Annotated in this window: 20 protein-coding genes and 1 tRNA gene; 15 read left to right on the top strand and 6 right to left on the bottom strand. The window is 46.0% G+C overall.

The window, feature by feature from the left end:
- Positions 1–464 precede the first annotated feature (464 nt).
- The gene (locus tag B3N33_RS03370) at positions 465–1,748 is read left to right on the top strand and encodes a nucleotidyltransferase (protein ID WP_292592173.1); all 1,284 of its coding nucleotides are present in this window, start codon (positions 465–467) and stop codon (positions 1,746–1,748) included.
- A 3-nt stretch (positions 1,749–1,751) separates the two neighbouring features.
- Positions 1,752–4,028, top strand: coding sequence for a replication restart helicase PriA (priA, locus tag B3N33_RS03365; protein ID WP_292592172.1), 2,277 nt, complete (start codon positions 1,752–1,754; stop codon positions 4,026–4,028).
- A 1-nt stretch (position 4,029) separates the two neighbouring features.
- On the opposite strand, the gene B3N33_RS03360 is transcribed toward priA, so the two are convergent.
- The 5 genes from B3N33_RS03360 to B3N33_RS03340 form a co-directional block, all read right to left on the bottom strand.
- On the bottom strand, positions 4,030–5,229 hold the full coding sequence (locus tag B3N33_RS03360; protein WP_292592171.1) for an ABC transporter ATP-binding protein: 1,200 nt from the start codon (positions 5,227–5,229) through the stop codon (positions 4,030–4,032).
- A complete protein-coding gene (locus tag B3N33_RS03355; protein ID WP_214078627.1) occupies positions 5,226–6,242 on the bottom strand; it encodes an ABC transporter ATP-binding protein in 1,017 nt (338 codons plus the stop codon). Before B3N33_RS03355 ends, B3N33_RS03360 begins: the two co-directional genes overlap by 4 nt.
- A gap of 13 nt (positions 6,243–6,255) precedes the next feature.
- Positions 6,256–7,137, bottom strand: a complete 882-nt coding sequence (locus B3N33_RS03350; protein WP_292588063.1) for an ABC transporter permease — start codon at positions 7,135–7,137, stop codon at positions 6,256–6,258.
- Between the two features lie 14 nt (positions 7,138–7,151).
- Complete coding sequence (locus B3N33_RS03345) at positions 7,152–8,186, bottom strand: ABC transporter permease (protein WP_213918043.1); 1,035 nt, start codon at positions 8,184–8,186, stop codon at positions 7,152–7,154.
- Between the two features lie 112 nt (positions 8,187–8,298).
- The gene (locus tag B3N33_RS03340) at positions 8,299–10,146 is read right to left on the bottom strand and encodes an ABC transporter substrate-binding protein (RefSeq protein WP_213918045.1); all 1,848 of its coding nucleotides are present in this window, start codon (positions 10,144–10,146) and stop codon (positions 8,299–8,301) included.
- 175 nt (positions 10,147–10,321) lie between these two features.
- On the opposite strand from B3N33_RS03340, the gene B3N33_RS03335 reads away from it, so the two are divergent.
- A tRNA-Val gene (locus B3N33_RS03335) sits at positions 10,322–10,396 on the top strand.
- 21 nt (positions 10,397–10,417) lie between these two features.
- Here B3N33_RS03335 and B3N33_RS03330 read toward each other — a convergent pair.
- The gene (locus B3N33_RS03330; RefSeq protein ID WP_292592170.1) at positions 10,418–11,266 is read right to left on the bottom strand and encodes a purine-nucleoside phosphorylase; all 849 of its coding nucleotides are present in this window, start codon (positions 11,264–11,266) and stop codon (positions 10,418–10,420) included.
- Between the two features lie 120 nt (positions 11,267–11,386).
- On the opposite strand from B3N33_RS03330, the gene B3N33_RS03325 reads away from it, so the two are divergent.
- The 12 genes from B3N33_RS03325 (at position 11,387) to B3N33_RS03270 (ending at position 23,327) form a co-directional block, all read left to right on the top strand.
- On the top strand, positions 11,387–13,129 hold the full coding sequence (locus B3N33_RS03325) for a proline--tRNA ligase (protein ID WP_292592169.1): 1,743 nt from the start codon (positions 11,387–11,389) through the stop codon (positions 13,127–13,129).
- Positions 13,129–14,028 carry a signal recognition particle-docking protein FtsY gene (gene ftsY, locus B3N33_RS03320; RefSeq protein WP_292592168.1) on the top strand — a complete coding sequence of 300 codons (900 nt, stop codon included), beginning with the start codon at positions 13,129–13,131 and terminating at the stop codon, positions 14,026–14,028. Before B3N33_RS03325 ends, ftsY begins: the two co-directional genes overlap by 1 nt.
- Before the next feature lie 13 nt (positions 14,029–14,041).
- On the top strand, positions 14,042–14,506 hold the full coding sequence (locus B3N33_RS03315; protein WP_292592167.1) for an RrF2 family transcriptional regulator: 465 nt from the start codon (positions 14,042–14,044) through the stop codon (positions 14,504–14,506).
- Positions 14,507–14,568: 62 nt separating this feature from the next.
- Positions 14,569–15,045 carry a pantetheine-phosphate adenylyltransferase gene (gene coaD / locus B3N33_RS03310; RefSeq protein ID WP_214078636.1) on the top strand — a complete coding sequence of 159 codons (477 nt, stop codon included), beginning with the start codon at positions 14,569–14,571 and terminating at the stop codon, positions 15,043–15,045.
- Between the two features lie 78 nt (positions 15,046–15,123).
- Positions 15,124–15,729: a translation elongation factor Ts gene (tsf, locus tag B3N33_RS03305; RefSeq protein ID WP_099829028.1), complete on the top strand. Its 606-nt coding sequence runs from the start codon at positions 15,124–15,126 to the stop codon at positions 15,727–15,729.
- A gap of 46 nt (positions 15,730–15,775) precedes the next feature.
- On the top strand, positions 15,776–16,477 hold the full coding sequence (locus tag B3N33_RS03300) for a uridine monophosphate kinase (protein WP_103133798.1): 702 nt from the start codon (positions 15,776–15,778) through the stop codon (positions 16,475–16,477).
- A 12-nt stretch (positions 16,478–16,489) separates the two neighbouring features.
- Positions 16,490–17,773, top strand: coding sequence for a phosphopyruvate hydratase (gene eno / locus B3N33_RS03295; RefSeq protein ID WP_103133797.1), 1,284 nt, complete (start codon positions 16,490–16,492; stop codon positions 17,771–17,773).
- Between the two features lie 59 nt (positions 17,774–17,832).
- Positions 17,833–18,501, top strand: coding sequence for a serine dehydratase beta chain (locus B3N33_RS03290; RefSeq protein WP_214061317.1), 669 nt, complete (start codon positions 17,833–17,835; stop codon positions 18,499–18,501).
- Positions 18,498–19,379 (top strand): L-serine ammonia-lyase, iron-sulfur-dependent, subunit beta, encoded by an 882-nt coding sequence (locus tag B3N33_RS03285; RefSeq protein ID WP_292592165.1) that lies wholly within the window; start codon positions 18,498–18,500, stop codon positions 19,377–19,379. The genes B3N33_RS03290 and B3N33_RS03285 overlap by 4 nt, the downstream gene beginning before the upstream one ends.
- A 121-nt stretch (positions 19,380–19,500) precedes the next feature.
- Positions 19,501–19,761 carry a 30S ribosomal protein S15 gene (gene rpsO, locus B3N33_RS03280; protein ID WP_099829023.1) on the top strand — a complete coding sequence of 87 codons (261 nt, stop codon included), beginning with the start codon at positions 19,501–19,503 and terminating at the stop codon, positions 19,759–19,761.
- Positions 19,762–19,864: 103 nt separating this feature from the next.
- The gene (locus tag B3N33_RS03275) at positions 19,865–22,048 is read left to right on the top strand and encodes a polyribonucleotide nucleotidyltransferase (protein WP_292592164.1); all 2,184 of its coding nucleotides are present in this window, start codon (positions 19,865–19,867) and stop codon (positions 22,046–22,048) included.
- Positions 22,049–22,055: 7 nt separating this feature from the next.
- Positions 22,056–23,327: a M16 family metallopeptidase gene (locus B3N33_RS03270; RefSeq protein WP_292592163.1), complete on the top strand. Its 1,272-nt coding sequence runs from the start codon at positions 22,056–22,058 to the stop codon at positions 23,325–23,327.
- Positions 23,328–23,359 lie beyond the last annotated feature (32 nt).

Raw genomic sequence — 23,359 nt, 5'->3', positions numbered from 1 at the left:
CGATGGCTTCATCGCCGACGGGATATTTCTAACCGGTCTTCTCAGAGAACGGCGACCTGTGACGGACAGCGTGGTCTTCAGCGAGCAGCTTGTTCTCTCAAGCGTTGAGCGACTCTTATCGAAGGACGGTTAAATACAGCGTGTAGCGGCTCTTTTGAAGGGCGGTTGACAGGCTTTTTGACATGACTGAATCAATAGCAGAATAGGTAGTGAATATACACTCGAGAGGAAAAAAGCAGGGGCAAGATGTTTGATCAAGTTCAGCCTGACCTGGCGTTGCGTTTAATCTTGATCTTCGGACCTCTACCTTTTCACCTCTAAATTGATTATGATCTGATCCAAAGACGCCCTTTTCCACCGAAGATATCTGGCTTGAGCTTGTGATAATGGCTCCAAAGTAACGGGTTGTGTTATCGATAATAAGAATAGCAACGCGATATGTTCTTCAAATTGGAGGTCCGTAAATGAAGGTGCTTGGTCTCGTTGTGGAATACAATCCCTTTCATAATGGGCATTTTTATCATCTTTCACATTCGAAAGAGATTGTGAACCCGGATGTCACCGTTGCGGTTATGAGCGGCAATTTTGTTCAGCGAGGAGAGCCTGCAATTGTCGAGAAGTTTGCAAGGGCAAAAGCTGCTCTAGAGCAAGGTGTCGACCTGGTTCTCGAATTGCCGGTAGTGTATTCCTTGCAGGACGCCGGAGGGTTCGCAACGGGATCAATATGGACGCTTGACCATGTGGGAGTAACAGATGTCGTTTTTGGGAGTGAGACAGACGATATAGACCTCATGAAGGCCGTGTCCAAAGTTCTGATCAAAGAACCCGAACACTATCAGGATCTTTTGAAGAAACATCTTAAGACAGGTCATTCATTTCCTAATGCCAGAAAGTATGCTCTGAGAGACTTCATACATACTGAAAATGCGGCTCTTTCACACCGAATTGAAGAGATAGGTTCATCCAACAACATCCTGGGTGTGGAATACTTGAGAGCGATTCAAGAGATAAAGAGCAAGATGATTCCCCACTCAATGAGAAGAGTCGGCGCTTCTTATACTGATGAAGAGCATCGTGGAGAATTTTCTTCCGCAACGGCAATCAGAAGGCTGATTCAAAATGGCAATATCGAGAGCGCTTCTCAAACAATGCCAAAGGAATCCCTTGATATAATCCTTCAAGAAATCAGGTGCGGAAGAGGTCCCGTCTTCAAAGAAGATGTTGAATCCTTTTTTATTTCCTTCTTTAGGCTCTTATCAAGAGAGGATTATTGCCGATATTATGGGTTCGTCGAAGGTCTAGACGCGAGATTTCAAGAATGTTCCATAGAAGGTAGTCTTGAAGGGTTTCTGCACTGCGTCAAATCGAAGCGGTTCACCTTATCTAGAATCAGACGGCTTATGTACTATCCCATCTTCAAGTTCACCGATGACCTAATAAGAAGAAGCAACGAACTCGGCCCTCAATACATTCGGATACTGGGCTTCAATGAAAAGGGAAGAACTCATCTTTCGAACATCAAGCACTCAACGAATATCCCATTCATAACCACGGCTTCTTTATGGAGAAAAGTAGTAGACAAATCTCTCAAAGATGAAATGAAGATAGATGTTGACTTGCTTGAGGCACAGCTGAAGAGGGATTTCACAGCCGTAAGATTTTACTCAAGTCTCTACAAGTATCCCGAAAGCAGAGCAAGAGGCTCTGATCTATTATCACAAATTGTTTACCACAGACAGGAGCGGTAGCCAATGCTAATCCGGGTCGCGATCTCAAATTCGCCTCTATACGATACATACACTTACGAAACTGATGAACCTGTAAAGCCTGGTGAGAGGGTCGAAGTGAATTTCGCCGGGCGAAATGCCATAGGTTATGTAGTATCGCTGGAAGAAAAAAGAGGACACTTCAAGATCAAGAGTGTGAACAAGAAAGTCGATGATCGTTCCTTTCTTTCACAAGAGGATCTCGAACTCGCAAAGTTTGTTATGAGAGAGTATTTGGCACCCCCAGGCAAAGTATTCGATTTGTTCTTTCCGCCGGGCAAGCTGCTTTCAATCGATGATTACGTTGTTGCCTTTTCAGACGAGCTTGGATTTCCACCTACTCAAAAGGATAAATTCATCACGAAGTTTGGCGAAGACTATCTCAAAAAACTTCTCGCCTCTAGAAAAGTGAAGATCATGCATAGCTTTGACCGGAAGACTCCGAAGAAGCGAAAGACAAAGCGAGTGTCGCTTGCAAAGAAGACAGGGATTCTAGAAGAGGAGCTCACGCCGCTATGGCAGATCGTAGTTGATTATCTGCTTTCAGTTGAATCGGAAGAGATAACCGAGCTGGAAAAGAAACTTAAGCTCAGAAGTCGAAGTCCGATTGATACGTTGATCTCAAAAGGAATTCTTTTGGTAGAGGAAATTGAGGAAGACGACTCCCACTGGGTAATTCCTGCCGTCGATGAGCTAAGTGTCAGCCAGAAAGAGGTATACAGAGAGATAATGGAAAGCGACTCAAAGTCCTTTCTTCTCCACGGGTTGACAGGCACCGGAAAGACAGAGGTTTACTTCAAGGTTATGGAATACTGGCTAAACAGAGGCCGGCAAATACTGTATCTTGTCCCCGAAGTGTCGTTGACTCCGCAACTCCTCGCAAGGATCAGGGGAGCCTTTCCGGGAAGAGATGTTAGACAGTACCACAGTTACATGACCCGAGCACAGCGCCAGATGATCTGGCTCGATTCAGTTGAAGGGAATGTAGACATCCTGGTTGGTACGAGGAGCTCGCTTTGGGTACCAATGAAGAATACAGGTCTAATAATCGTAGACGAGGAGCATGACTCGAGTTTCTATCAGCAGAGTGTGCCTTTCTACGACGGGGTTCAGGTTGCAATCCGCAAAGCAGAACTGGGGAACATACCTGTGATTCTAGGATCTGCGACTCCAAGAGTTGATCACTACCATCTTACCGAATCAGGCAGGGTTTCCTTATTATCTCTTACCGAAAGACCTGTCGGCTCATTCCCAACGATTAGAGTAATCGACATGAGAGATGAGAAAAATCCCATAATAAGCAAACAAGCACTTGAAGAGATAAAGCGGACTGTCTCGGAAGGAAAACAGGTATTCGTTTTTGTGCATAGGAAAGGTTATTCAAATTACGTCGTTTGCTACACATGTGGAAAGACTATCACCTGTCCTCACTGCTCGGTATCCATGACTTTTCACAGAAACGATAATTTGCTTAAGTGCCATTACTGCGGTCACAGGAGCGCGATCCCAAAAGTCTGCCCAGAATGCGGATCTATGACTCTCTCTGCAAGGGGCTTTGGAACGGAGAGAGTGGAACACGATCTTCAAAAGTTCTTTCCGTCCACGAAAATCATGAGGATGGATAGAGAGACGATCGACAACCCGATTGCGTATGAAAAGGCCTTGCTTGAGATCTCCAGAAAAAACTGCCAGGTAATTGTTGGAACAAAGATGATTACGAAGGGTCTTGACTTTCCGGATGTTGAGATGGTTCTTATCGTCGATGCGGACAGGCTGATGAGCTTCCCCAGTTATGACAGTTCCGAGACCGCCTTTCAGCATATCGCGCAGGTTAGTGGGCGCTCAGGCCGGGCAAGTGTAGGAAAAGCGTTCATTCAAACTTTCAATCCAAACAACAGAATTATGAGAGCAGCCTGTGAAAGAGACTACGAGTCCTTCTATGAAGGCGAAATCACACTTCGAAAGAAACTGAACAACCCGCCATTCAGTAGAATCGCCGAGATTGTCTGTTATGGAAATTCAGAGGATGAAAGCGGAGAACTGGCAGAATGGGTTTTAAAAGAGATACAAGAGTCAGGAGTCAGTTCTCTAGAAGTCTTCGGACCCCTCGCTCCTCTTCTCTCCAAGCTGAAGAATTCTTATAGAATGAAATTAGTGGTGAAGATGCCTATAGATGGAAGCTATGGGTTCCTAGAAAAGATTCAGAAGAAACATCCCGCCGATATCCAGATAATCATCAACGGCATCGGCGGAATGGTATAGATCATAAACCTCTCTTCAGTTCTCCAGGGAAGAAACAGGACACGAAATGCCCTCCACCTACGTCCTGAAGCTTGGGTTCTTCCTTTGAGCAAACGTCCTTCGCTATCGGACATCTCGGATGGAATCTACAGCCAGAGGGTGGATTTATTGGGCTGGGAACGTCCCCTTCGAGAAGTATTCTTTGTTTCTTCTTTTCAGGGTTAGCCTCGGGAATTGCAGACATCAAAGAGACCGTGTACGGATGGAGAGGGTTATCGAATAATTTCTTCTTGTCTGATAGCTCGGCTATCTTTCCGAGGTACATAACGGCAACGCGCTTGCTTACATGCTTCACGACTCCAAGATCGTGTGCAATAAACAGGTATGTAAGTCCGAACTCCTTTTGAAGATCACTTAGAAGATTTAGAATCTGGGCTTGAATCGAAACGTCAAGCGCGGAGACGGCCTCGTCGCATACAATAAGCTTTGGATTCAGAATTAGCGCTCTGGCAACTCCTATCCTCTGTCGCTGCCCGCCGCTGAACTCATGAGGGAACCTCGACATATGATCCTTTGACAGACCGACTTTTGTCATAATATCGGCGACTTTGTCCAGAACGTCACGGCCAGTTGCAAGACCATGAATTCTTGCTCCCTCGCCGATTATGTTCTTAACCCTCATTCTTGGATTAAGCGAAGAAAAGGGATCCTGGAAGATAATCTGAGCATCTCTTCTAAAAGCCTTCCTCTTCTCTTCTCTATTTCCCAGAAGACTCTTGATGAACTCACTCCTGTCTTCATTGAATTCTTTGAAATACTTCTCAGCCATACTCTTATCGAACTCATCTTCAATAGAGTTAAGGGCGCCCTCAACCGTCCCTGCCTTTGCTTTCAAATCGACGAATTTATCAATATACGTACTTTTCAGGTACTTTCTTGCCTTCAAAGCCGGCATGAAGAAATGCGTCGTATCTTCGTCTCCAACGATTATTCTTCCCGAGGTCGGCTCATATAATCTTAGAACAGTCATCCCGGCAGTTGTCTTTCCACAACCTGACTCTCCGACTAGCCCAAGTGTCTCCTTCTCATATACATTGAAACTGACGTCATCCACGGCCTTCACCTGATCAACAACTCTTCTGAAGACTCCTGCTTTTACTGGGAAATATTTTATTAGTCTGTCTGATCTGAGAAGCAGTTTGCTTTCGCTGGATTTACTCATGCAGTCTCACCTGCCCTAGATACCTTGATAGTTTCAATAAGCTTATCGATATGCCAGCAGGCAGCAGTGTGTTCGTTTTCTATCTCTACCAGTGGCGGCTCTTCCTTTCGGCACTTATCGGTAGCGAGAGGGCATCTCGTATTGAACCTGCATCCGTCTGGGAAATCAAGAGGGTCAGGAACGACACCGGGAATGTTATAGAGAACCTCTTTATCTTCATCCAGCTTGGGAATCGCATTCATTAGCCCCCAGGTGTATGGATGCCTTGGATTTTTGAATAGGGTATGAACGTCGGCATATTCAACAACCTTTCCGGCGTACATCACTACGACTCTCTGGGCCATCTCTGCAATGACTCCCAGGTCATGAGTAATCATTACTAGAGCCATACCATACTGATCCTGAAGAGACTTCATGAGCTCAAGTATCTGCGCCTGAATAGTCACGTCAAGAGCAGTCGTGGGCTCATCTGCGAAAAGCAGTTTGGGATTACAGGATAGAGACATCGCTATCATAGCTCTTTGGCGCATCCCTCCAGAGAGTTCGTGGGGATATTCATCGATCCGCTTTTCAGGTTCGGGAATTCCAACCTTCTTAAGCATATCTATTGCCATTTTCCGGGCCTTCTTTTCGTCAACATCCTGATGAAGCAAGATAGCTTCCATTATCTGGAATCCTATCGTGAAAACCGGATTCAGAGCCGTCATGGGTTCCTGAAAAATCATAGCCATATCGTTTCCCCTGATCTTCATCATCTTGGATTCCGGAATCGCCATTACATCTTGGTCGTCGAAGATTATCTTACCGCCTGCAATTTCCCCCTTCTCATCAAGAAGTCTCATTATCGAAAGAGAGGTGACACTCTTTCCGCAACCAGATTCGCCGACGATTCCAAGCGTCTCTCCGGGAAAGACCTCGAACGTCACTCCATCGACGGCTTTCACGATTCCATCCTCTGTGTGAAAATAGGTTCTCAAATCTTCAACCTGCAACAGTGCTTTCTTCTTATCCATGACTCAAACCTCCTTAGCTTCTCATTCTCGGGTCGAAGATATCTCTAAGCGCATCTCCGACAAGGTTCCATGCAAGAACGAAGAGCACCATGGCAGTACCGGGGAAGACAATTGCAAACCATGACTGGTCAAGCATCGTCATCCAGTTCCTTGAATAGGAAAGTATCGTTCCCCAGTCGGCATAACCCGGTTCTGCCCCAACTCCTAGGAAGCTCAATCCTGCTGCAGTAATAACATAAGAACCTATTCTCATTGACATCTGAACGACAACCGGAAAGATCGTGTTTGGAAGGATATGCTTGATAATAATCTTCCAATCCTTCTGTCCAAGAGCTTTTGCTGCGAGCACATATTGCTCTTCTCTCGCTTGAAGGATATTTCCCCTAATAAGACGCGCTGTGCTCATCCAACCGAAGATGATCAGAGCAATAATTACTTTGTCCAACCCCTTGCCCAGAATCGTTGTCATAACCATTGCAGCAACCAGGAAGGGAATCGACAAGAATATATCCGTTATCCTCATGAGGATTTCGTCGACCCATCCTCCGAAGTACGCAGAGATCGAACCAACAATCACACCGATGAGGGCAGAGAAACTGGTAATGATCAAACCCAGTCTGAAAGCCGTTCGTGTTCCCCAGATTACACCGTAGAAAACATCTCTCCCACCGATAACCCCAAACGGGTGTTCGGCCGAAGGAGCTATCGGTTTCGACGACCACGAAACTCTGGGGATCTGGTAGTTATTGCCCATTTCATTAACACCAGCAATCTGAGGGGCAAAGATCGCTATGATTATGAAGAAGATCAGCAGACAAGTACCAAGAACTGCCGTTCCGTTTGTCCAATATTTCTTCATGATCTTTCTGAATTCACTCTTTCTCTTTGCAGGCATCAATAGCTTCCCCCTCACTCTAGCCTTATTCTCGGGTCAACAAGGGCGTAAGAGACATCAACAACCAGATTGCCAACAACCATAATAAATGAGAAGAACAGAGCTCCGCCAATTATTGACCAGTAATCCAAGAGGCTCGCAGCATCCGCAAGGAATCTGCCCATTCCTACTCTGGAGAAAATTGTTTCAACAAAGACTGTTCCTCCAAGCAAGCCCATTACTGATCCTCCGGCAACAGTAATAACAGGGATCATGGCGTTTCTCTTTGCATGCTTTCTAATTACTATTCTCTCAGGAACGCCTTTTGCTCTCGCCGTTCGTATATAGTCCTTCCTGAGAACTTCGAGCATACTTGAACGAGTAATTCTGAGCAAATAAGCCCACCAAAGATAAGCAAGAGTCAGAACAGGGAGAATAATGTGTCTCAGTGCATCGATAAATATATCAAGTCTGCCGTTAAGAAGCGCATCTATTGTTGGCATGCTGGTTATGGTCTTCCATTCTGCGGTCCTCATGACCAAGTCAAATTGAGTGCTGACCATCCCGGGTGGAAACCAGCCAAGAATTGAGTAAAAGACAAGCAGGAGTAAAAGCCCAAAAACAAAATCAGGAAGAGACCAACCCACAAGCGCGAAGACCCTTATGAATTGATCTAAGAATTTGTTCTGATTAACCGCAGAAATCACTCCCAACCATATTGCAACAAGAATTACGGGAATAATCGCGTAAATCGTCAATTCAAGAGTATATGGGAAACGTTCTAGCATTGATGGGAGTACTCCTTTTTTCCCAACCATGGAGTATCCAAAATCCCCTTGAAGGATGTTTCCCAGCCATTTGAAGTACTGGACAGGCATAGGTTCATCAAGACCGTATTTCTTGATCAGTCTCTCTGCTGCATCTGGTGTCTTCAATGCTTCAGGACTCTTTACGTATGAGGCAAGAAGCCTGTCTGGTCCAAGGGCCCAGATCATAGAAAAAATAATCAGAGTAACACCTAGCATTATCAATGGCAGAAGAAGGAGCCTTCTGATTATATAAGCAGTCACCTGAGTATCACCCCTCTTTCATCAAGACAAAGAAGTACTCTATTATAATTCATGTTTCCGTTCAAAAAAAGAGCCGGGTAATAAAACCCCGGCTCTCTTCGGGATATATCAATTACTGCTTCTTCGAAAGCTGGTAGTAGTAGAATCCAGATCTTACTAGATGAGGATGCCACCCTTCAACCCAAGGTGCTCTCACATTGAGACCCGTGGGCATGTAAAGCGGAATTCCAAGAGCTGCCTCAATGGCCTTCTCTTGAACATCTCTGTAGAGAGCAAATCGTTCATCATTGTCAACCGACGCTGCGGCCTTGCTTATATTTGCATCCACATTTTCGGCTGCCCATTCCTGGAATGGTACTCCCTGTCTTGATGCATAAACTCCGTAGCTTGCGTAGTAAGTAGCAATGAAATTGTGTGGGTCAGGATAATCAGCGAGCCAGCCAATTGTGAACAACGGAAGGAATCCATTCCTCTGGGCCGCAAGGTAAGTTGGCCACTGCACGCCCAAGGTTTCAACCTTGAATTTCGGGTTGATCATGTTCACGAAGTAAGCGAGCATCTCAGCGATTGTCTGTCTTTCATCGTTGCCGGTGTTGTATAGGATCTGGATCTTAAAACCTTTTTCCCATACTTCTCCGCCCCAGGCCTTCTTGAATTCTTCGGCGGCCTTTGCGAGATTGAACTCTGGAAGCGGAAGCGTTTCGTCATATCCGAGGAATCCCTGCGGAAGATCACTTGGAACAAGGACCCCATTCCCATTTAGTACTTCATCAACAAACGTAGCTCCATCATAACAGAAAGCAAATCCTCTTCTAACGTGAATATCGGAGAAGAAATCTCTCGGAACTCCGTTTCCATCAAGCTTTCCGCTGCCTAGATACTCGCTACCTTCAGCAACTAGCCAGTTAAAGTGAAGGGAAGTGATGCTTGCAGTCGGATAACCTTTAGTTACAACGGCTTTTCCCTCTGCGGCAAGAGCTTCTGCCTGATCAAGGTAAGAAGAACCGAAGTAACAGATGTCGGCATCCCCAGCTTCAAAGATTGCCTTCCTTGTGGAGAACTCATCGATTCCCCAAATAACGACTGTCTTAAGCTTTGCGGGGCCTGCCCAGTAGTCGTCAAATCTCTCAAGAATGACCTTTTGCTGCGCAGTGTCCCATTCAACAAGCTTGAACGGCCCACAACCTGCTGCTGCCGCATGGTATGGGCTTTCCTGTGGCTCGAGATCGTGCCATTTCCACCAGCCGTCTGCTTTACCGTCCCATGCGCCATTCTCAATTCCCCACTTGGAGTCCACAATGGCTCCCCAAGACCCGAAGTGGGCTATTGTACTCATAAATGGTCCCCAAGCAGAATCAAGAGTGAAAACGATGTTGTTCCCATCAACAGCAACTCTTGGGCTTACAACTTCTTCATAGAAGGAAATCAGCTTCTGTTTTGCTTCTTCGGAGGTTGCATTCTTTTCTGCATCTACAGCCTCTGAATAAGGCATTCCTGCGTAGTCCTCGAACCATCCTTCGACGCTTGCAAACTTTCCGCCTGTGAGCGCTTCAATGATCATCCACTGCGGACCACCTGACGGGTCACCAAGAATATACCTGTCAAATGAATACTTGACGTCCTCAGGAGTAAGAATATTCCCTGTGTGGAACTTGACGCCTTCTCTAATCGGGAATATAAACTTGAGCGCTCCAGCCTCTTCTACTACAAGACCATTTTCTACTGATGGAACCGCTGTCGAAATCATTGGCAGAAATTCCGTGACAGACTCACCATCATACTGAATCAAGTTATCATATAGATTCAATATTGCCTCACCACTTGCCGTATCGTAAGAGTGAAGAGGATCAAGAGTCTCCGGCATTCCAATAGTGAGATTCACAAATGTCTCTGGGTCGCTTGCAAACGCAGTAAACGCTAAGAAAAGCATAGTAAGTGTTACCAGCAAAATCTTTTTCACTAATGTTGCCCCCTTTCAAAATAGAGATGAGTGTGATAGTACAATTATAATCTATGGAGCCTATAAATTCAAAATGCCGTTAACCTGCACGTATTATTTCGTAATCCAAATCAACTTCACGGCTTATCGTTGTATTGACAACGCTCTTAAGACGATGGTAGAATCAATCTTGTTCGGGTGCGTAGCTCAGTGGAAGAGCGCTTCCTTGACGAGGAAGAGGCCGTAGGTTCAATCCCTACCGCACCCACCAGCGGGGAGAGATTGTCTCTCCCTATATTTTTTCCAGAGTCTTAAGTATCAACTTACTTATATCGTTTCCTGCTCTCTTAGCCATTTCAAGGACCTCCTCGGCTGTAAGAGGCTTCAAATCGTCCGGAACTGCTCTGTCCGATATCGCAGAAAGGCCGAGTACCCTGATACCTGCGTGACGCGCTACTATAACTTCCGGTACGGTCGACATGCCGACAGAATCCGCACCGAATCGTCTCAGCATTCTGAGTTCCGCAGGAGTCTCAAAATTCGGACCTGCCACACCTACATAAACTCCTTCATAGACACCTATACCAAGCTCTTTGGCAGAAATAAGCGCCTTTTCCAACAGATCTTTGTCTATCGGCTCGCTCATGTCCGGGAAGCGTGGACCCCATTCATCGACATTTTGACCTATAAGAGGATTGTCGCCCATGAAGTTGATGATGTCTTTTATCAGCATGACTCTCCCCACCTCGAAATCAGGGTTCAGACCGCCCGAAGCATTGGTGATCAGAAGTACTTCTACACCCAGTTCTTGCATTATCCTTATTGGAAAAGTCACAGTTTTCATGGAGTAACCTTCGTAAAAATGAAAACGTCCATTCATAAGCATCACATTGTGGTGGAGGGCATTCCCGAAAGTTAGCTCGCCCTTATGACCGGGAGCAGTTGACAACGGGAAGCCGGGAATCTCATCGTAAGGAATTGATACTGCGTTCTCAAGGCTATTAGAAACATCTCCAAGCCCACTGCCAAGAATCACTGCAACTTTTGGCTTCAGCTCAACTTCCTTTTCAATGAAACGAGCAGCTCTCTTTACGTTTTCAACATATTCCCTGAGCTCTTCTTGAAGTACAGAAATACTCATGCTCGTCCTCCTTATAAGTCATATACTGTATTATATCAAAACGTCAAACAGCTTGCAGGAACTATGCTATAATCTCACTGAATTAGTCCTGATTAGCTGAATTTCGAGAGGAGAGATCTGATGAGGTTTTCACGGCTTTATGCTCCAACATTAAGAGATGCTCCGGCCGATGCCGACCTAGTAAGTATTAGACTTCTTGTCAGAGGTGGATTTGTCAGAAAAGTTGCTGCCGGTATCTATTCATTCCTTCCGCTTGGTCTCCGGGTTCTTAAGAAGATTGAAGAGATCGTTCGTCAAGAGATGAACGCAATTGGTTCTCAAGAGATTCTGATGCCAATCATACAGCCAGCAGAATTATGGCACGAGACGGGCAGATGGGACGACTATGGCCCCGAAATGATGAGAATGCAGGACAGGCACGAGAGGTTCTTCACGCTAGGACCAACTCACGAAGAAATCATCACTCATTTGCTTAGAAATGAACTCAAGTCGTACAAGCAGCTCCCTGTTTCACTCTATCAAATCGCGATGAAGTATAGAGATGAGATTCGCCCGAGATTCGGCCTCATGAGATCAAGAGAGTTCCTGATGAAGGATGCCTACAGTTTTCACGATTCATGGACTTCTCTTGACGAAACATATAGACAGTTTTATGGAGCGTATAGCAAGATCTTGGAGAGAATAGGACTCGAATTTCTGGTTGTTGAAGCCGATTCGGGCGCAATTGGAGGTAACGAGTCTCACGAGTTCAACGTTCTCGCGGACTACGGAGAATCGACACTGCTATATTGCGACTGCGGTTATGCGGCCTCCGACGAAAAGGCCGAATACCTTTTCGAAGAGGAATCTCAGGAGAGAACGATCTCAGAGCTGCAGCTGGTACCAACTCCAAACTCGAGAACCGTCGATGAAGTGGCGGAGTGTCTTAGTGTAACTCCAAAGGAAATCGTCAAATCCCTTATATATAAAGGTAGAAAGGGCTATTATATGGCTTTGATTCGCGGAAACGAAGAGTTCAACGAATCGAAACTTAGGGCTTCTCTTGAGGATCAAACGCTAGTAATGGCAACGCCACAGGAAGTGATGGACCTGCTGGGTGTACCGATAGGATTTGTAGGCCCAATAGGGCTTAACAAGAACATTACAATAATCGCGGACAAAACAATTAAAGGACTGAAGAATGCCGTTTGTGGGGCTCTGAAGGAAGGGTACCATTACCATGGAGTTCTTCCCGGCCGTGATTTCGAGATAGACTCCTGGCATGATTTGAAAATGGTTACAGAGGGAGATCCGTGTCCTAAGTGCGGAATCCCTATGAAGTCTGTGAAAGGCATAGAGGTGGGACACATCTTCAAGCTTGGAACCAAGTATTCGGAGAAAATGAACGGATATGTTACCGATGATCAGGGTAATAGTATTCATTATATTATGGGCTGTTATGGGTGGGGAGTCTCGCGAACAATAAGTGCTGTAGTTGAACAGTTGCACGATGAAAACGGAATAATCTGGCCTCTGTCTGTCACTCCATTTGAAATCATAATAACTGCCGTAAATGCTAAGGATCCTGATGTCTTGAAGAAATCTGAGGAAATATATGGGCTTCTAATTAAGGAGGGCTACGATGTTCTCCTTGACGACAGAGAGATCTCTCCTGGAATGAAGTTCAAGGATGCCGATCTCATTGGGATTCCCATTAGAGTGACTCTGGGAAAGAAACTTCAACAGGGCATTGTTGAGGTCAAAGCCAGAACTGAAAAGAAACCGCTAGAAGTCAGTATCCAGGAAGGATTCGACCTTCTTCTCGAAGAAATAAGGAAAGAGTTGGCAGTGTATAAACCAGTTAGCATATTGGGGAACGAATGATGGGTATCTTTTCTGAATTAAAGGATAGCCTAAAGAAAACAAGAGAAAGTTTCTTCAAGAGAGTGAAGAAGCTCCTCTCTCTCGAAACGCTTGATGCAGATGCTATTGAAGAAATAGAGGAGCTTCTTATACTATCAGATATGGGCTCTGAAACTGTCGAAGAGGTAATTGAAGCTCTGAGAGAGAGAACCGAGAAAGGTAGGGAGCCCGTAGAGGTACTGAAGGAAGTGCTGATAGAAATTCTTGACATACCATTTGAAGTTCCACAGGCAAAACCGTACGTGGTCTCTGTGGTAGGTGTAAACGGCACAGGAAAGACCACGACAATAGGAAAGCTTTCGAAGCTTTACTCCGGAAAAGGAAACAAAGTTGTACTCGCAGCTTGTGATACGTTCAGAGCTGCTGCGGTTGAACAGCTGAGAATCTGGAGTGAGAGGGCGAATGTTGATTTCATCAGCCAGGGTCAAGGAGCAGACTCAGCTGCGGTTGCTTTCGATGCGATAAGTCATGCGGTGAGCAAAGGCAAAGATGTCGTCATAATCGACACTGCGGGGAGATTGCATACTCGAAGCAATCTGATGGAAGAACTGAGGAAAGTGCATAGAGTGATCGGAAAGGCATCACCCGGAGCTCCGAGTGAAGTTTTGCTTGTTCTGGATGCTACTACTGGACAGAATGGCCTGGTGCAAGCAAAGAAGTTCAAAGAGGCAGTCGACGTTACCGGAATTGTGCTAACTAAACTCGATGGCACGGCAAAGGGAGGAATAATCTTTGCAATCGTCAAGGAACTCGGAATACCGGTGAGATACATAGGCGTCGGAGAGAGAGAAGACGACTTGAAGCCTTTCGACAGCAGGGAATTTGTGAACGCTCTTCTATCTTCCGGGGAAGAGAGTTAAGAGGAGGTTTGAAATGGGTTTTACGCTGAAGAGCAGTTATGCACTGAGAGCGCTTTATAAGATGGCGAAGTCGGCCCGCGAAGGAAAGGAAAAGCTCTCGCTTATGGAGATCGTTCAGGGTAATGAGATCCCAAGAGACTTCTTGGAGAAGATCTTCGGAGAGTTGAGACAGGCGGGAATAATAAAGGCAGTAAGAGGCAGATACGGAGGATACTGTTTGGCAAGACCGGCCAATGAGATTCTTCTGAGAGACGTGATACTCAAACTCGACCGACCAATGAACTCGTATGCCTGTCTTCAGCAGAACGGCAAGTGCCTTGAAGATCCCGACTGCACCGTAAAGTATGTATGGTTTAGATTATATAACGCAATGATGAGGGAATTGGGTTCCATGACGCTTGAAAATCTTCTTATTTACGGCGACAAGATTAGCGAGACTCCCCCGGGGTCCTATAAAATATCTGAGAACCCTGAGTAGCAGACTATGAAAGGAGGGGCGCCTGTCTCCAAATGACCGGAGTGACTTGGCGCTATTTGAAGATGAAAGCCGTCTATCCAGGTTCTTTCGATCCAATAACGTATGGACACATTGATTTAGTCGAAAGGTGTAGCGAAATCTTCGACGAAGTTGTTGTACTGGTTATGGAAAACGTTAACAAGAGACACTTCTTCAATCATGAAGAAAGAATTGGGATGGTTAGAAGGGGAGTGTCTCATCTAAGAAACGTTACGATAACAACTCACAGCGGTCTACTCGTTGATTTTGCCAGAGAAAATGATGTTAAGGTAGTCATTCGTGGTCTTAGGGCTGTGTCTGACTTTGAGTTAGAACTTCAGATGGCCCACGCGAACAAAGCAATGCTTCCTGAACTTGAAACCCTCTTTCTCATGACGGAGACCACAAACTCCTTCATATCTTCGTCCATGGTGAGGGAGATTGCGGCGTTCGGGGGAGATATTTCAAAATGGGTTCCGCCCTGCGTACGAGAAGAGTTCAGAAAGAAACTCGAAAGATGACTTAACATCGCGGAAATTAATGTCGGCTCAACTGAGTTATAATTTTCCTTGGAGTTTTAGTGGAGGAGGACTTAAAAGATGGCAAATATTACCAGTGATATGGTAAAAAAGCTCCGTGATGCCACTCAAGCAGGCATGATGGATTGCAAGAGAGCATTAGTCGAAACAGATGGTGATTTCGACCAGGCAAAGGACTATCTGAGAAAGAAGGGTATACTCAAGGCAGATAAGGTTTCGGGAAGAGAGACGGCCGAGGGACTCGTTTACTCTTATATTCATCACAATGGCAAGCTCGGCGTGCTACTTGAGCTAAACTGCGTAACAGACTTTGTGGCAAGAATGGAAGAATTCAAAGAACTCGCGCATAAGATCTCTCTTCAGCTTGCAGCAATGGGAGCCAGATTCATCTCCCGAGAACACGTGCCTCAAGAAGTCATTGATAAAGAAAAGGAAATATATGCAGAGCAGATGAAAGAAAGCGGAAAGCCCGCCAATATTGTTGAAAGAATTGTTGAGAGCAAGCTCGAGAGTTTCTACAAAGACAACTGTCTTCTCGAACAGGAGTACGTATTTGAAAGCGGGAAAACGATAAATGATCTTCTTATTGAGCTTATTGCGAAGACCGGAGAGAACATCAAGCTCAGCAGATTCGTCCGCTGGCAAGTCGGAGAGTCAGAAAACTGAGTTAGGAAGGTGAGCCCGGTGCTCACCTTTTTTATTGGAGGTGCTTATGTATAGGAGAGTACTCTTGAAACTCAGCGGCGAGGTCTTGAGCGGAGAAGGTGCGAGAGGATTTGACTCTGACAGAACTGCATTTCTTATCGAAGAGCTCCGACCTGTAGTTGAAAAGGGGATTCAGCTCGCGATAGTTATCGGAGCAGGCAATATTATAAGGGGTCGCGAGCTTTCCAAAATGAGAAGCTCGAGAGCCGACGAACTGGGAATTCTTGGCACAATAATGAATTCACTCTACCTGAAGGAATCTCTCTGCATGAATGGGTTTGAAGCGATTGCGATTTCTTCGGTTGCAGGAATTCCGTCTCTTATCGAGCACAGGTACGATACAATAGAAGATGCCCTTAGCACGGGAAAGATTGTTGTATTTGGCGGGGGCACATACCTTCCGTTCTTCACAACTGACACGGCCGCTGCAGTAAGGGCGGTGGAAATTGGAGCAGACGTTCTCATTAAAGGCACAAAGGTTGACGGAGTGTATGATAAGGACCCGAAAACTAATGAAGAAGCCAGAAGAATTGAGAGAACAACATTTTCCGAGGCGATCAAGAGCAGATTTGAAATCATGGATATAGAAGCCTTTTCGATTTGTCAAAGGTACGGCCTGCCAGTCAGAGTAATCGATTTCTTTACCAAGGGCAATCTATTCGATGCTATAATTGGCGGGAAAACAGGTACGGTAGTTTTACCTGATTAGTGGAGGTGGAAAATGTACGCTCAGATTGTAGATCTAATAGCGAGAGAGGTTCTGGACTCACGGGGAACACCTACGGTTGAAGCCGAAGTCTGGTTGGATGACGGCGGTCATGGAAGAGCAATCGTCCCTTCGGGAGCGTCAACAGGCAAGTTTGAGGCCCTTGAGCTCAGAGATGGGGATAAGAAAAGATTCCTCGGGAAGGGAACCCTCAAGGCAGTTGAGAATATTAACGAAGTGATAGCTCCAGAGATTGTCGGTATGAATGCACTTGACCAGATCACCGTGGATGCTGCTCTTCTTGAGCTTGACGGAACAGAAAACAAGGACAAGCTGGGGGCCAATGCGATACTTGCAGTATCAATGGCCGTTGCCAGAGCCGCTGCCGACAGCATAGATACTCCGCTTTATAAGTATCTTGGTGGCGTCAATGCCAAAGCGCTTCCTATTCCTTTCATGAATATTGTGAATGGCGGCAAACACGCCGACAACAACCTTGATATACAGGAGTTCATGATAGTTCCTGCAGGATTCAGTCGTTTCAAGGATGCCCTCAGAGCGGGAGTAGAGATTTTCCATAATCTAAAGAAGCTCTTGAAGGATGGCGGGCACTCAACTGCAGTAGGTGATGAAGGCGGTTTTGCTCCGAGTTTTGAGAACAACGAAGCTGCACTGAAGTACATCATCAATGCAATAGACGCGGCGGGATACAAGGCTGGGGAAGAAGTGATGATCGCTCTCGACAGTGCAGCCAACGAATTCTACAATGAAGATAAGGGCCTATACAATATCGATGGAAAGGAGTTCACTCCTGACCAGCTAATAGAATACTATTCAGATCTGACAAAGAGATATCCAATAATCTCTTTGGAAGATCCATTTGCAGAAGAAGACTGGCAGAGCTTTGCCAAATTGACTGAAATGATTGGTGATAAAGTCCAAATAATCGGAGACGATCTCTTCGTGACCAATATCAAGAGGCTCGAAAGAGGCGTCAAGGAGAAATCCTCCAATTCGATCCTCATTAAGTTGAATCAGATCGGATCCGTTACTGAGACTCTAAACACAATAGAGTATGCGCAAAAGCACGGGATGACTTGCGTGATCTCTCATCGCTCAGGCGAGACCGAAGACACTTTCATCTCTCATCTCGCCGTCGCAGCTAATACAGGTATGATAAAGACCGGTTCTGCTTCAAGAACGGATAGGATAGCAAAGTACAACGAACTTCTGAGGATTGAAGAAGAACTTGGTGAGCAGGCCGAGTATAGAGGAAAGAGCTCCTTTTATAATCTTTGACCTATTTATATGGTGACGCGGAACCGTTACGGTTCCGCGTTTTCATTGGAGGCGGAAAGATGTTGCTAGATATAATTGGGCCGGCAATTGTCGGTCCGTCGAGTTCTCATACGGCAGGTATGGCTAGGCTAGGCAGAGCCTTCAGATCCCTCTTTGCTAGAACACCTACCGAGGTTGGTTTTGTCCTCAATTCTCCCCTGTATGCAACCTTCAGGGGACACGGAACCGATAGAGCCCTCATAGGCGGCATAATGGGAATAAAGGAGTCCGACCCGCAGCTAAGAGATTCCTTTCGGATTGCCAAAGAAAAGGGAATTTACTTCACATTTGAGGAAGAAGATATGGGCGATCTTCATCCAAACACAGTTAGGATAAACGGAAGTGCAGGAGGTATATTTCTGAGCGTAACCGGCGCGTCTGTTGGTGGGGGTTCAATTAAGATTACTGCAATCGATGATTTTGACACCGATGTCACGGGAAAGTACCCCTCACTGGTGATTCTGAATGCAGATGTTCCCGGGGCTCTGTCACAAATAGTTGGGGAGATTTCATCAAGCGACATGAATATCAGCAATCTCTTCCTCTCACGAGTCGATCCATTTAGGCGCGAGGCATTGTGCGTTGTTGAACTTGATAATGAACCTGATGCCCGTCTGCTCAGCGTAATTAAGAGGTTGAAGGTGGTCATGAAAGTATCCTATCTCGAAAGGCTGGATTCAATGATATGATAATGAAATTCGAAGACCTGGTGAAGGCCGCAAAAGATTCGAGGACTCCGCTGGATAAAGTGGTTTCCGATTGGTATATGATGAATACGGGGAACGATCCGAAAGCTGCTGAAGAGACTGCGAAAGAGTTAGTAAGAGAAATGCTGGGTTCCTATCATAGCAGACTCGACAGGCCTGAGAAGTCTCTTACCGGCTGGGTTGGAGATAATGATGCAAAGGCAAGAAGTCATGTGCCCGAATTTCTCAGTCCGCTGGTTTTCTCGGGAGTAAGCATTGCTCTTTCGATGTCAGAACACAACGCAAGCATGGGAAAGATAGTTGCTTGTCCAACCGCGGGAGCATGCGGAGTGGTCCCCGGAGCTCTCCTTTCTCTTCATCTGAATCGAAGCATTGATCTTGACATCCTTGGAAACGCACTGCTTGTTTCTGGAGCTGTGGGGGAGAGAATCAGGAGAAGGGCATCGATTTCTGGCGCTATGTCTGGCTGCCAGGCAGAAGTTGGAACTGCCACTGCGATGGCTTCCGTCGCTATTGTCTATGCGACCCACCCTGAGGATTATTCCGCGCTAGAAAACGCCCCCGCTCTCGCTCTGAAGTCATTGCTAGGACTAGTCTGCGATCCTGTTGGTGGCTTCGTAGAGATTCCATGTGTAAAGAGAAATGCTTTTGGTGTATCGATAGCCTTCACCGCGGCGGAGCTTGCATTAGCCGGAATAAAGTCTGCCATCCCCTTTGAAGAAGTTGCAGACTCTCTTGGAAGAGTAGGAAGAAGATTGCCTGAAGAGCTTAAGGAGACTGCCAGAGGAGGAATTGCAATTACTCCGACGGCAAAGAAGATGGTAGCGGATTTCCTGGGCGGAGAGCATAATGCATCATAATTAAATCTACTCAAGAGAGAGTTGACAATAATGCCTGATAGGTTTAGAATTGCCTTGCCCTATTCTCGGTTTGAGGCGCAGCCCATTCCTGGATATGAGGATTATATTAGGAGGCAGATACATGGAAGTCAACAGACAAGAATTGGTAAAGGAATTCCAGATCCACGAAAACGACTCCGGTTCAACCGAAGTACAGATTGCAATATTGACTGCAAGAATCAGGCATCTTACCGAGCATCTTAAGAAGCATCCAAAGGATTTTCATACCAGAAGAGGACTTCTAAAGCTTGTCGGAAGACGAAGAAAGATGTTGAGATACATAAAGACCAAGAAGCCTGAAGTATATCTTGAACTCATAAGCAAACTCGGGCTGAGAGGTTGATAGAGTAGAAATCGCTGGGAGCGGGATACCGCTCCTTTTTTGCGTGGATTTCGCACAGCTGATATAATTGGTTATTTGATGAATTGAAAAAAGAGGTGTTATTGTGAGTTACAAGAGATGGGAAAGGGAATTCTTCGGCCAGAAACTCGTTATAGAAAACGGGAAGATGGCTAAGCAGGCGGACGGTGCCGTTGTTTTGAGATATGCCGATTCAGTCTTGCTTACTACAGTAAATGGAAATGAGAAGGCAATGCCCGGAACTGACTTTCTACCGCTAACTGTTGAATATCAGGAGAAGTTCTATGCCGCCGGAAAAATTCCGGGGGGGTTTCTAAAAAGAGAGAGTAGACCTAGTGACAACGCGGTTCTCTCTGCGCGGATAATTGACAGACCTATCAGGCCTCTCTTCCCCGATGGAATGAGAAACGAGATCCAAGTTATCATAACCGTTCTCTCGGCCGATCCGGATAATCCTCCCGACATTTGGGGAATAACGGCCTCTTCACTGGCACTGAATATTTCGCCTATTCCCTTCGAAGGAATCGTTGCGGGAGTTCAGGTAGGCTACATTGATGGAAAATACGTTATCTTCCCCTCCGCGGAAGAGCTTGACAGATCAGAACTCGATATAGTAGTTGCGGGAACCGAGAACGCAGTCGCGATGGTTGAAGGAGAGGCAAAAGAGGTCTCCGAAGAAGTTATGGTTGGAGCTTTGGAAGCTGCTCATGAAGCGATTAAGTCTCTTGTGGCCTTTCAGAAGGAAATCATAAGCGAGTTCGAGATAGAAAAGTGGGTAGCTGAAATTCCTGTAGCTCCCGAGGGCTTCCTCGAACCATTCAATGCAATGGTGGACAGAGAAAAGCTTGCCGCGATCATGCTAACCTCCGGCAAGAAAAACAAGGATAGAGCTCTGAAGACATACAGAGACGAGCTGATCGAGCTCTTCACTGAGAAGGCAAAGGAAACTTGGTCAGAAGAAGAGATCGAAGCGAATACTGGTTTTGTAAAAGATCTCTTTCACGACATAGAGAAAGAAGTTATGAGAAAGAGAGTTATAGAAGACGATGTCAGGATGGACGGCAGAAAACACAACGAAATCCGTCCAATCACCATTGAACTCGATCTTCTTCCAAGGGCTCATGGTTCCGCTCTTTTTACTAGAGGCGAAACTCAGAGTCTTGGTATTGTCACTCTCGGAGCCACGATGGATGAACAGATCGTCGATACTATGTTTGAAGAGGGTTCTAAGTCGTTTATGCTTCACTACAATTTTCCTCCCTTCAGCACAGGAGAAGTCAAGAGGCTTCGCGGCCCCGGCCGGAGAGAAATAGGACATGGTCATCTGGCGGAGAGATCCCTCAAGAACATCGTTCCCAAAGGTGAATCTTTCCCCTACACAATTAGGGTTGTCTCTGAAGTTCTTGAATCGAATGGCTCCTCTTCGATGGCCACGGTATGTTCTGGATCACTGGCATTGATGGCTGCAGGAGTTCCAATGGAAAAGCATGTTGCGGGAGTGGCAATGGGTATGATTCAGGAACCGGAGAAAACCGTCGTTCTCACCGATATTCTTGGAAATGAAGATCACATGGGTGACATGGATTTCAAGGTGACAGGCACACGCGACGGAATCACAGCCTTCCAGATGGACGTCAAGGTCTCGGGAGTATCCAGCGAAATAATGACAAAGGCACTAGACCAGGCGAGACTTGCGAGGTTGAAGATTCTTGACCTTATGAATGAAGCTATCTCAGAACCGAGGAAATTCGTCTCTGACTATGCTCCGATTATCAGAACAATCAACCTCCCATATGAGAAGATCGGAGAGATAATCGGGCCTGGAGGAAAGGTAATAAAGAAACTCTCTAGCGAGTATGACTCGACTATCTTCATAGATGACGAAAAGTCCCAGGCGAAAATCGTCGGAAGCAATAGAGAGAAGCTTGACCAGCTTGAGAAGGTCATTGACGCGATAATATCTGAAGTCAAACCCGGACAACTCTTTACGGGAAAGATTACCAGAGCAGAAGCCTACGGGTTCTTTGTAGAGCTTGCACCGGGAAAGACCGGTCTTCTTCATATTTCGAAGATGGGCGCTAACGGAAAGGACTTCTTGAAAGAGCACAAAGTTGGAGACACTATTCCGGTTGAGATTGCAGGGACTGATCAAATGGGCAAGATAAGTCTGAAGCTCGAAGGTGTAGAGGTTACCGAAGATAAGCGTAGAGACAACAGAAGACCTAGTCCCAGAAACGACCGAAATCGAGGAGATCGAAACAGAAAGTAGGAAGTTGATGAATAATCACTATCTTGAACTGCCAAATGGTGCAGTTATTATTGGAGAGCGAAAGGAAGAGACGAGAACCGTCTCAATGGCTTTCGCAATGAAGGTAGGCTCCGCTGATGAAGAAGACTCCATCAGCGGTGTTTCTCATTTTATTGAACACGCTCTCTTCAAGGGAACTCATAGAAGAAACGCTTTTGAGATAAAGGAGCCAATCGAAAGAATCGGAGGCAGTCTCAACGCATACACCGGAAGAGTCTCTACAGTATATTATGCGAAAGTCCCAGATACATGCGCTTCTGAAGCGTTGGAAATTCTCTTTGATTTGATCACTTCGCCTCGCTTCGATGAAGCGGCTCTTGATCTTGAGAGAGGAGTTATTCTCGAGGAGATCGCCTCGGCAGAAGATGATCCCTACGACAGGATATACGACATGACTATAGAAAAAGTCTGGGATAGGGATTTTGGCAGGCCGATCCTTGGTTATCAAGAAACGATAGAAGGGCTGGAGAGGAGCAAAGTCTCCAACTTCTACGGCCAAAACTATGTGGCTAACAACGCGATCTTTGCAGTCTCAGGTAATTACGGCGATGAGTTGCTGCGAAATGCGGAAGATAAACTTCTCTCTATGAAGAGCAACGGACATACATCCCCAGTGAAATCTCCGGTGATTGCCGACGAGCCTCTCTGGATTGTCGAAAGAAGGAAGGACCTTCAGCAGGTTCACATTTTGCTGACGAGGGATGCCCCCGGCAGGAAAAACAGAGCGGATTTTGATGCGTTCAAGATTTTCAACACTCTCTTTGGCAGTGGCATGAGTTCCATACTCTTTCACAACATTAGAGAAGAACTGGGAATGGTGTACAATATTAGTTCGGAGTTTGTTTCTTACTCTGATTCTGGAGCCATTATGATAAATGCCACCACAAGTCCGAAGAACCTCGATAATCTTGTAAGCTCATTGAAAAAGGAAATGGATAGGCTGATCGTCCATGGAGCAACGGAAGCACAGTTCAACTACGGAAAAGAAAGGGCGAGGGGCAAACTCCTGATGTCCACGGAAGGAACGCTCCTGACTCTCAGCAGATTCCTGGATGATGTAGTGATTTGCGGAAAGCCTGATTCTCTAGAAGACTTGATTGCGCGGATAGACCGTCTCACGATCGATGACGTAAATGCTTCGATCAAGAAGCACATTTCCGGCAGATGGAATGTGTCCCTCCTTCTCCCCGAAAAAAAGCTGCAGTCGACATTCCTTTCAGAAGAAAGCTTTGAAATCTGAGCCAATCCGCATGTATTCACGCAAAGAAGTGA

Source organism: Mesotoga sp. UBA5825 (assembly GCF_002432955.1).
Lineage (GTDB): Bacteria > Thermotogota > Thermotogae > Petrotogales > Kosmotogaceae > Mesotoga.
Note: the sequence above shows the minus strand (reverse complement) of the source record. Positions and strands in the feature narration are given on the sequence as shown.

Excerpts from the sequence above, each read along its gene's own strand:
- B3N33_RS03370 (WP_292592173.1), top strand. The coding sequence starts at position 465 with ATGAAGGTGCTTGGTCTCGTTGTGGAATACAATCCCTTTCATAATGGG.
- priA (WP_292592172.1), top strand. The coding sequence starts at position 1,752 with ATGCTAATCCGGGTCGCGATCTCAAATTCGCCTCTATACGATACATAC.
- B3N33_RS03360 (WP_292592171.1), bottom strand. The coding sequence starts at position 5,229 with ATGAGTAAATCCAGCGAAAGCAAACTGCTTCTCAGATCAGACAGACTA.
- B3N33_RS03355 (WP_214078627.1), bottom strand. The coding sequence starts at position 6,242 with ATGGATAAGAAGAAAGCACTGTTGCAGGTTGAAGATTTGAGAACCTAT.
- B3N33_RS03350 (WP_292588063.1), bottom strand. The coding sequence starts at position 7,137 with ATGCCTGCAAAGAGAAAGAGTGAATTCAGAAAGATCATGAAGAAATAT.
- B3N33_RS03330 (WP_292592170.1), bottom strand. The coding sequence starts at position 11,266 with ATGAGTATTTCTGTACTTCAAGAAGAGCTCAGGGAATATGTTGAAAAC.
- B3N33_RS03325 (WP_292592169.1), top strand. The coding sequence starts at position 11,387 with ATGAGGTTTTCACGGCTTTATGCTCCAACATTAAGAGATGCTCCGGCC.
- ftsY (WP_292592168.1), top strand. The coding sequence starts at position 13,129 with ATGGGTATCTTTTCTGAATTAAAGGATAGCCTAAAGAAAACAAGAGAA.
- B3N33_RS03315 (WP_292592167.1), top strand. The coding sequence starts at position 14,042 with ATGGGTTTTACGCTGAAGAGCAGTTATGCACTGAGAGCGCTTTATAAG.
- coaD (WP_214078636.1), top strand. The coding sequence starts at position 14,569 with ATGAAAGCCGTCTATCCAGGTTCTTTCGATCCAATAACGTATGGACAC.
- tsf (WP_099829028.1), top strand. The coding sequence starts at position 15,124 with ATGGCAAATATTACCAGTGATATGGTAAAAAAGCTCCGTGATGCCACT.
- B3N33_RS03300 (WP_103133798.1), top strand. The coding sequence starts at position 15,776 with ATGTATAGGAGAGTACTCTTGAAACTCAGCGGCGAGGTCTTGAGCGGA.
- eno (WP_103133797.1), top strand. The coding sequence starts at position 16,490 with ATGTACGCTCAGATTGTAGATCTAATAGCGAGAGAGGTTCTGGACTCA.
- B3N33_RS03290 (WP_214061317.1), top strand. The coding sequence starts at position 17,833 with ATGTTGCTAGATATAATTGGGCCGGCAATTGTCGGTCCGTCGAGTTCT.
- B3N33_RS03285 (WP_292592165.1), top strand. The coding sequence starts at position 18,498 with ATGATAATGAAATTCGAAGACCTGGTGAAGGCCGCAAAAGATTCGAGG.
- rpsO (WP_099829023.1), top strand. The coding sequence starts at position 19,501 with ATGGAAGTCAACAGACAAGAATTGGTAAAGGAATTCCAGATCCACGAA.
- B3N33_RS03270 (WP_292592163.1), top strand. The coding sequence starts at position 22,056 with ATGAATAATCACTATCTTGAACTGCCAAATGGTGCAGTTATTATTGGA.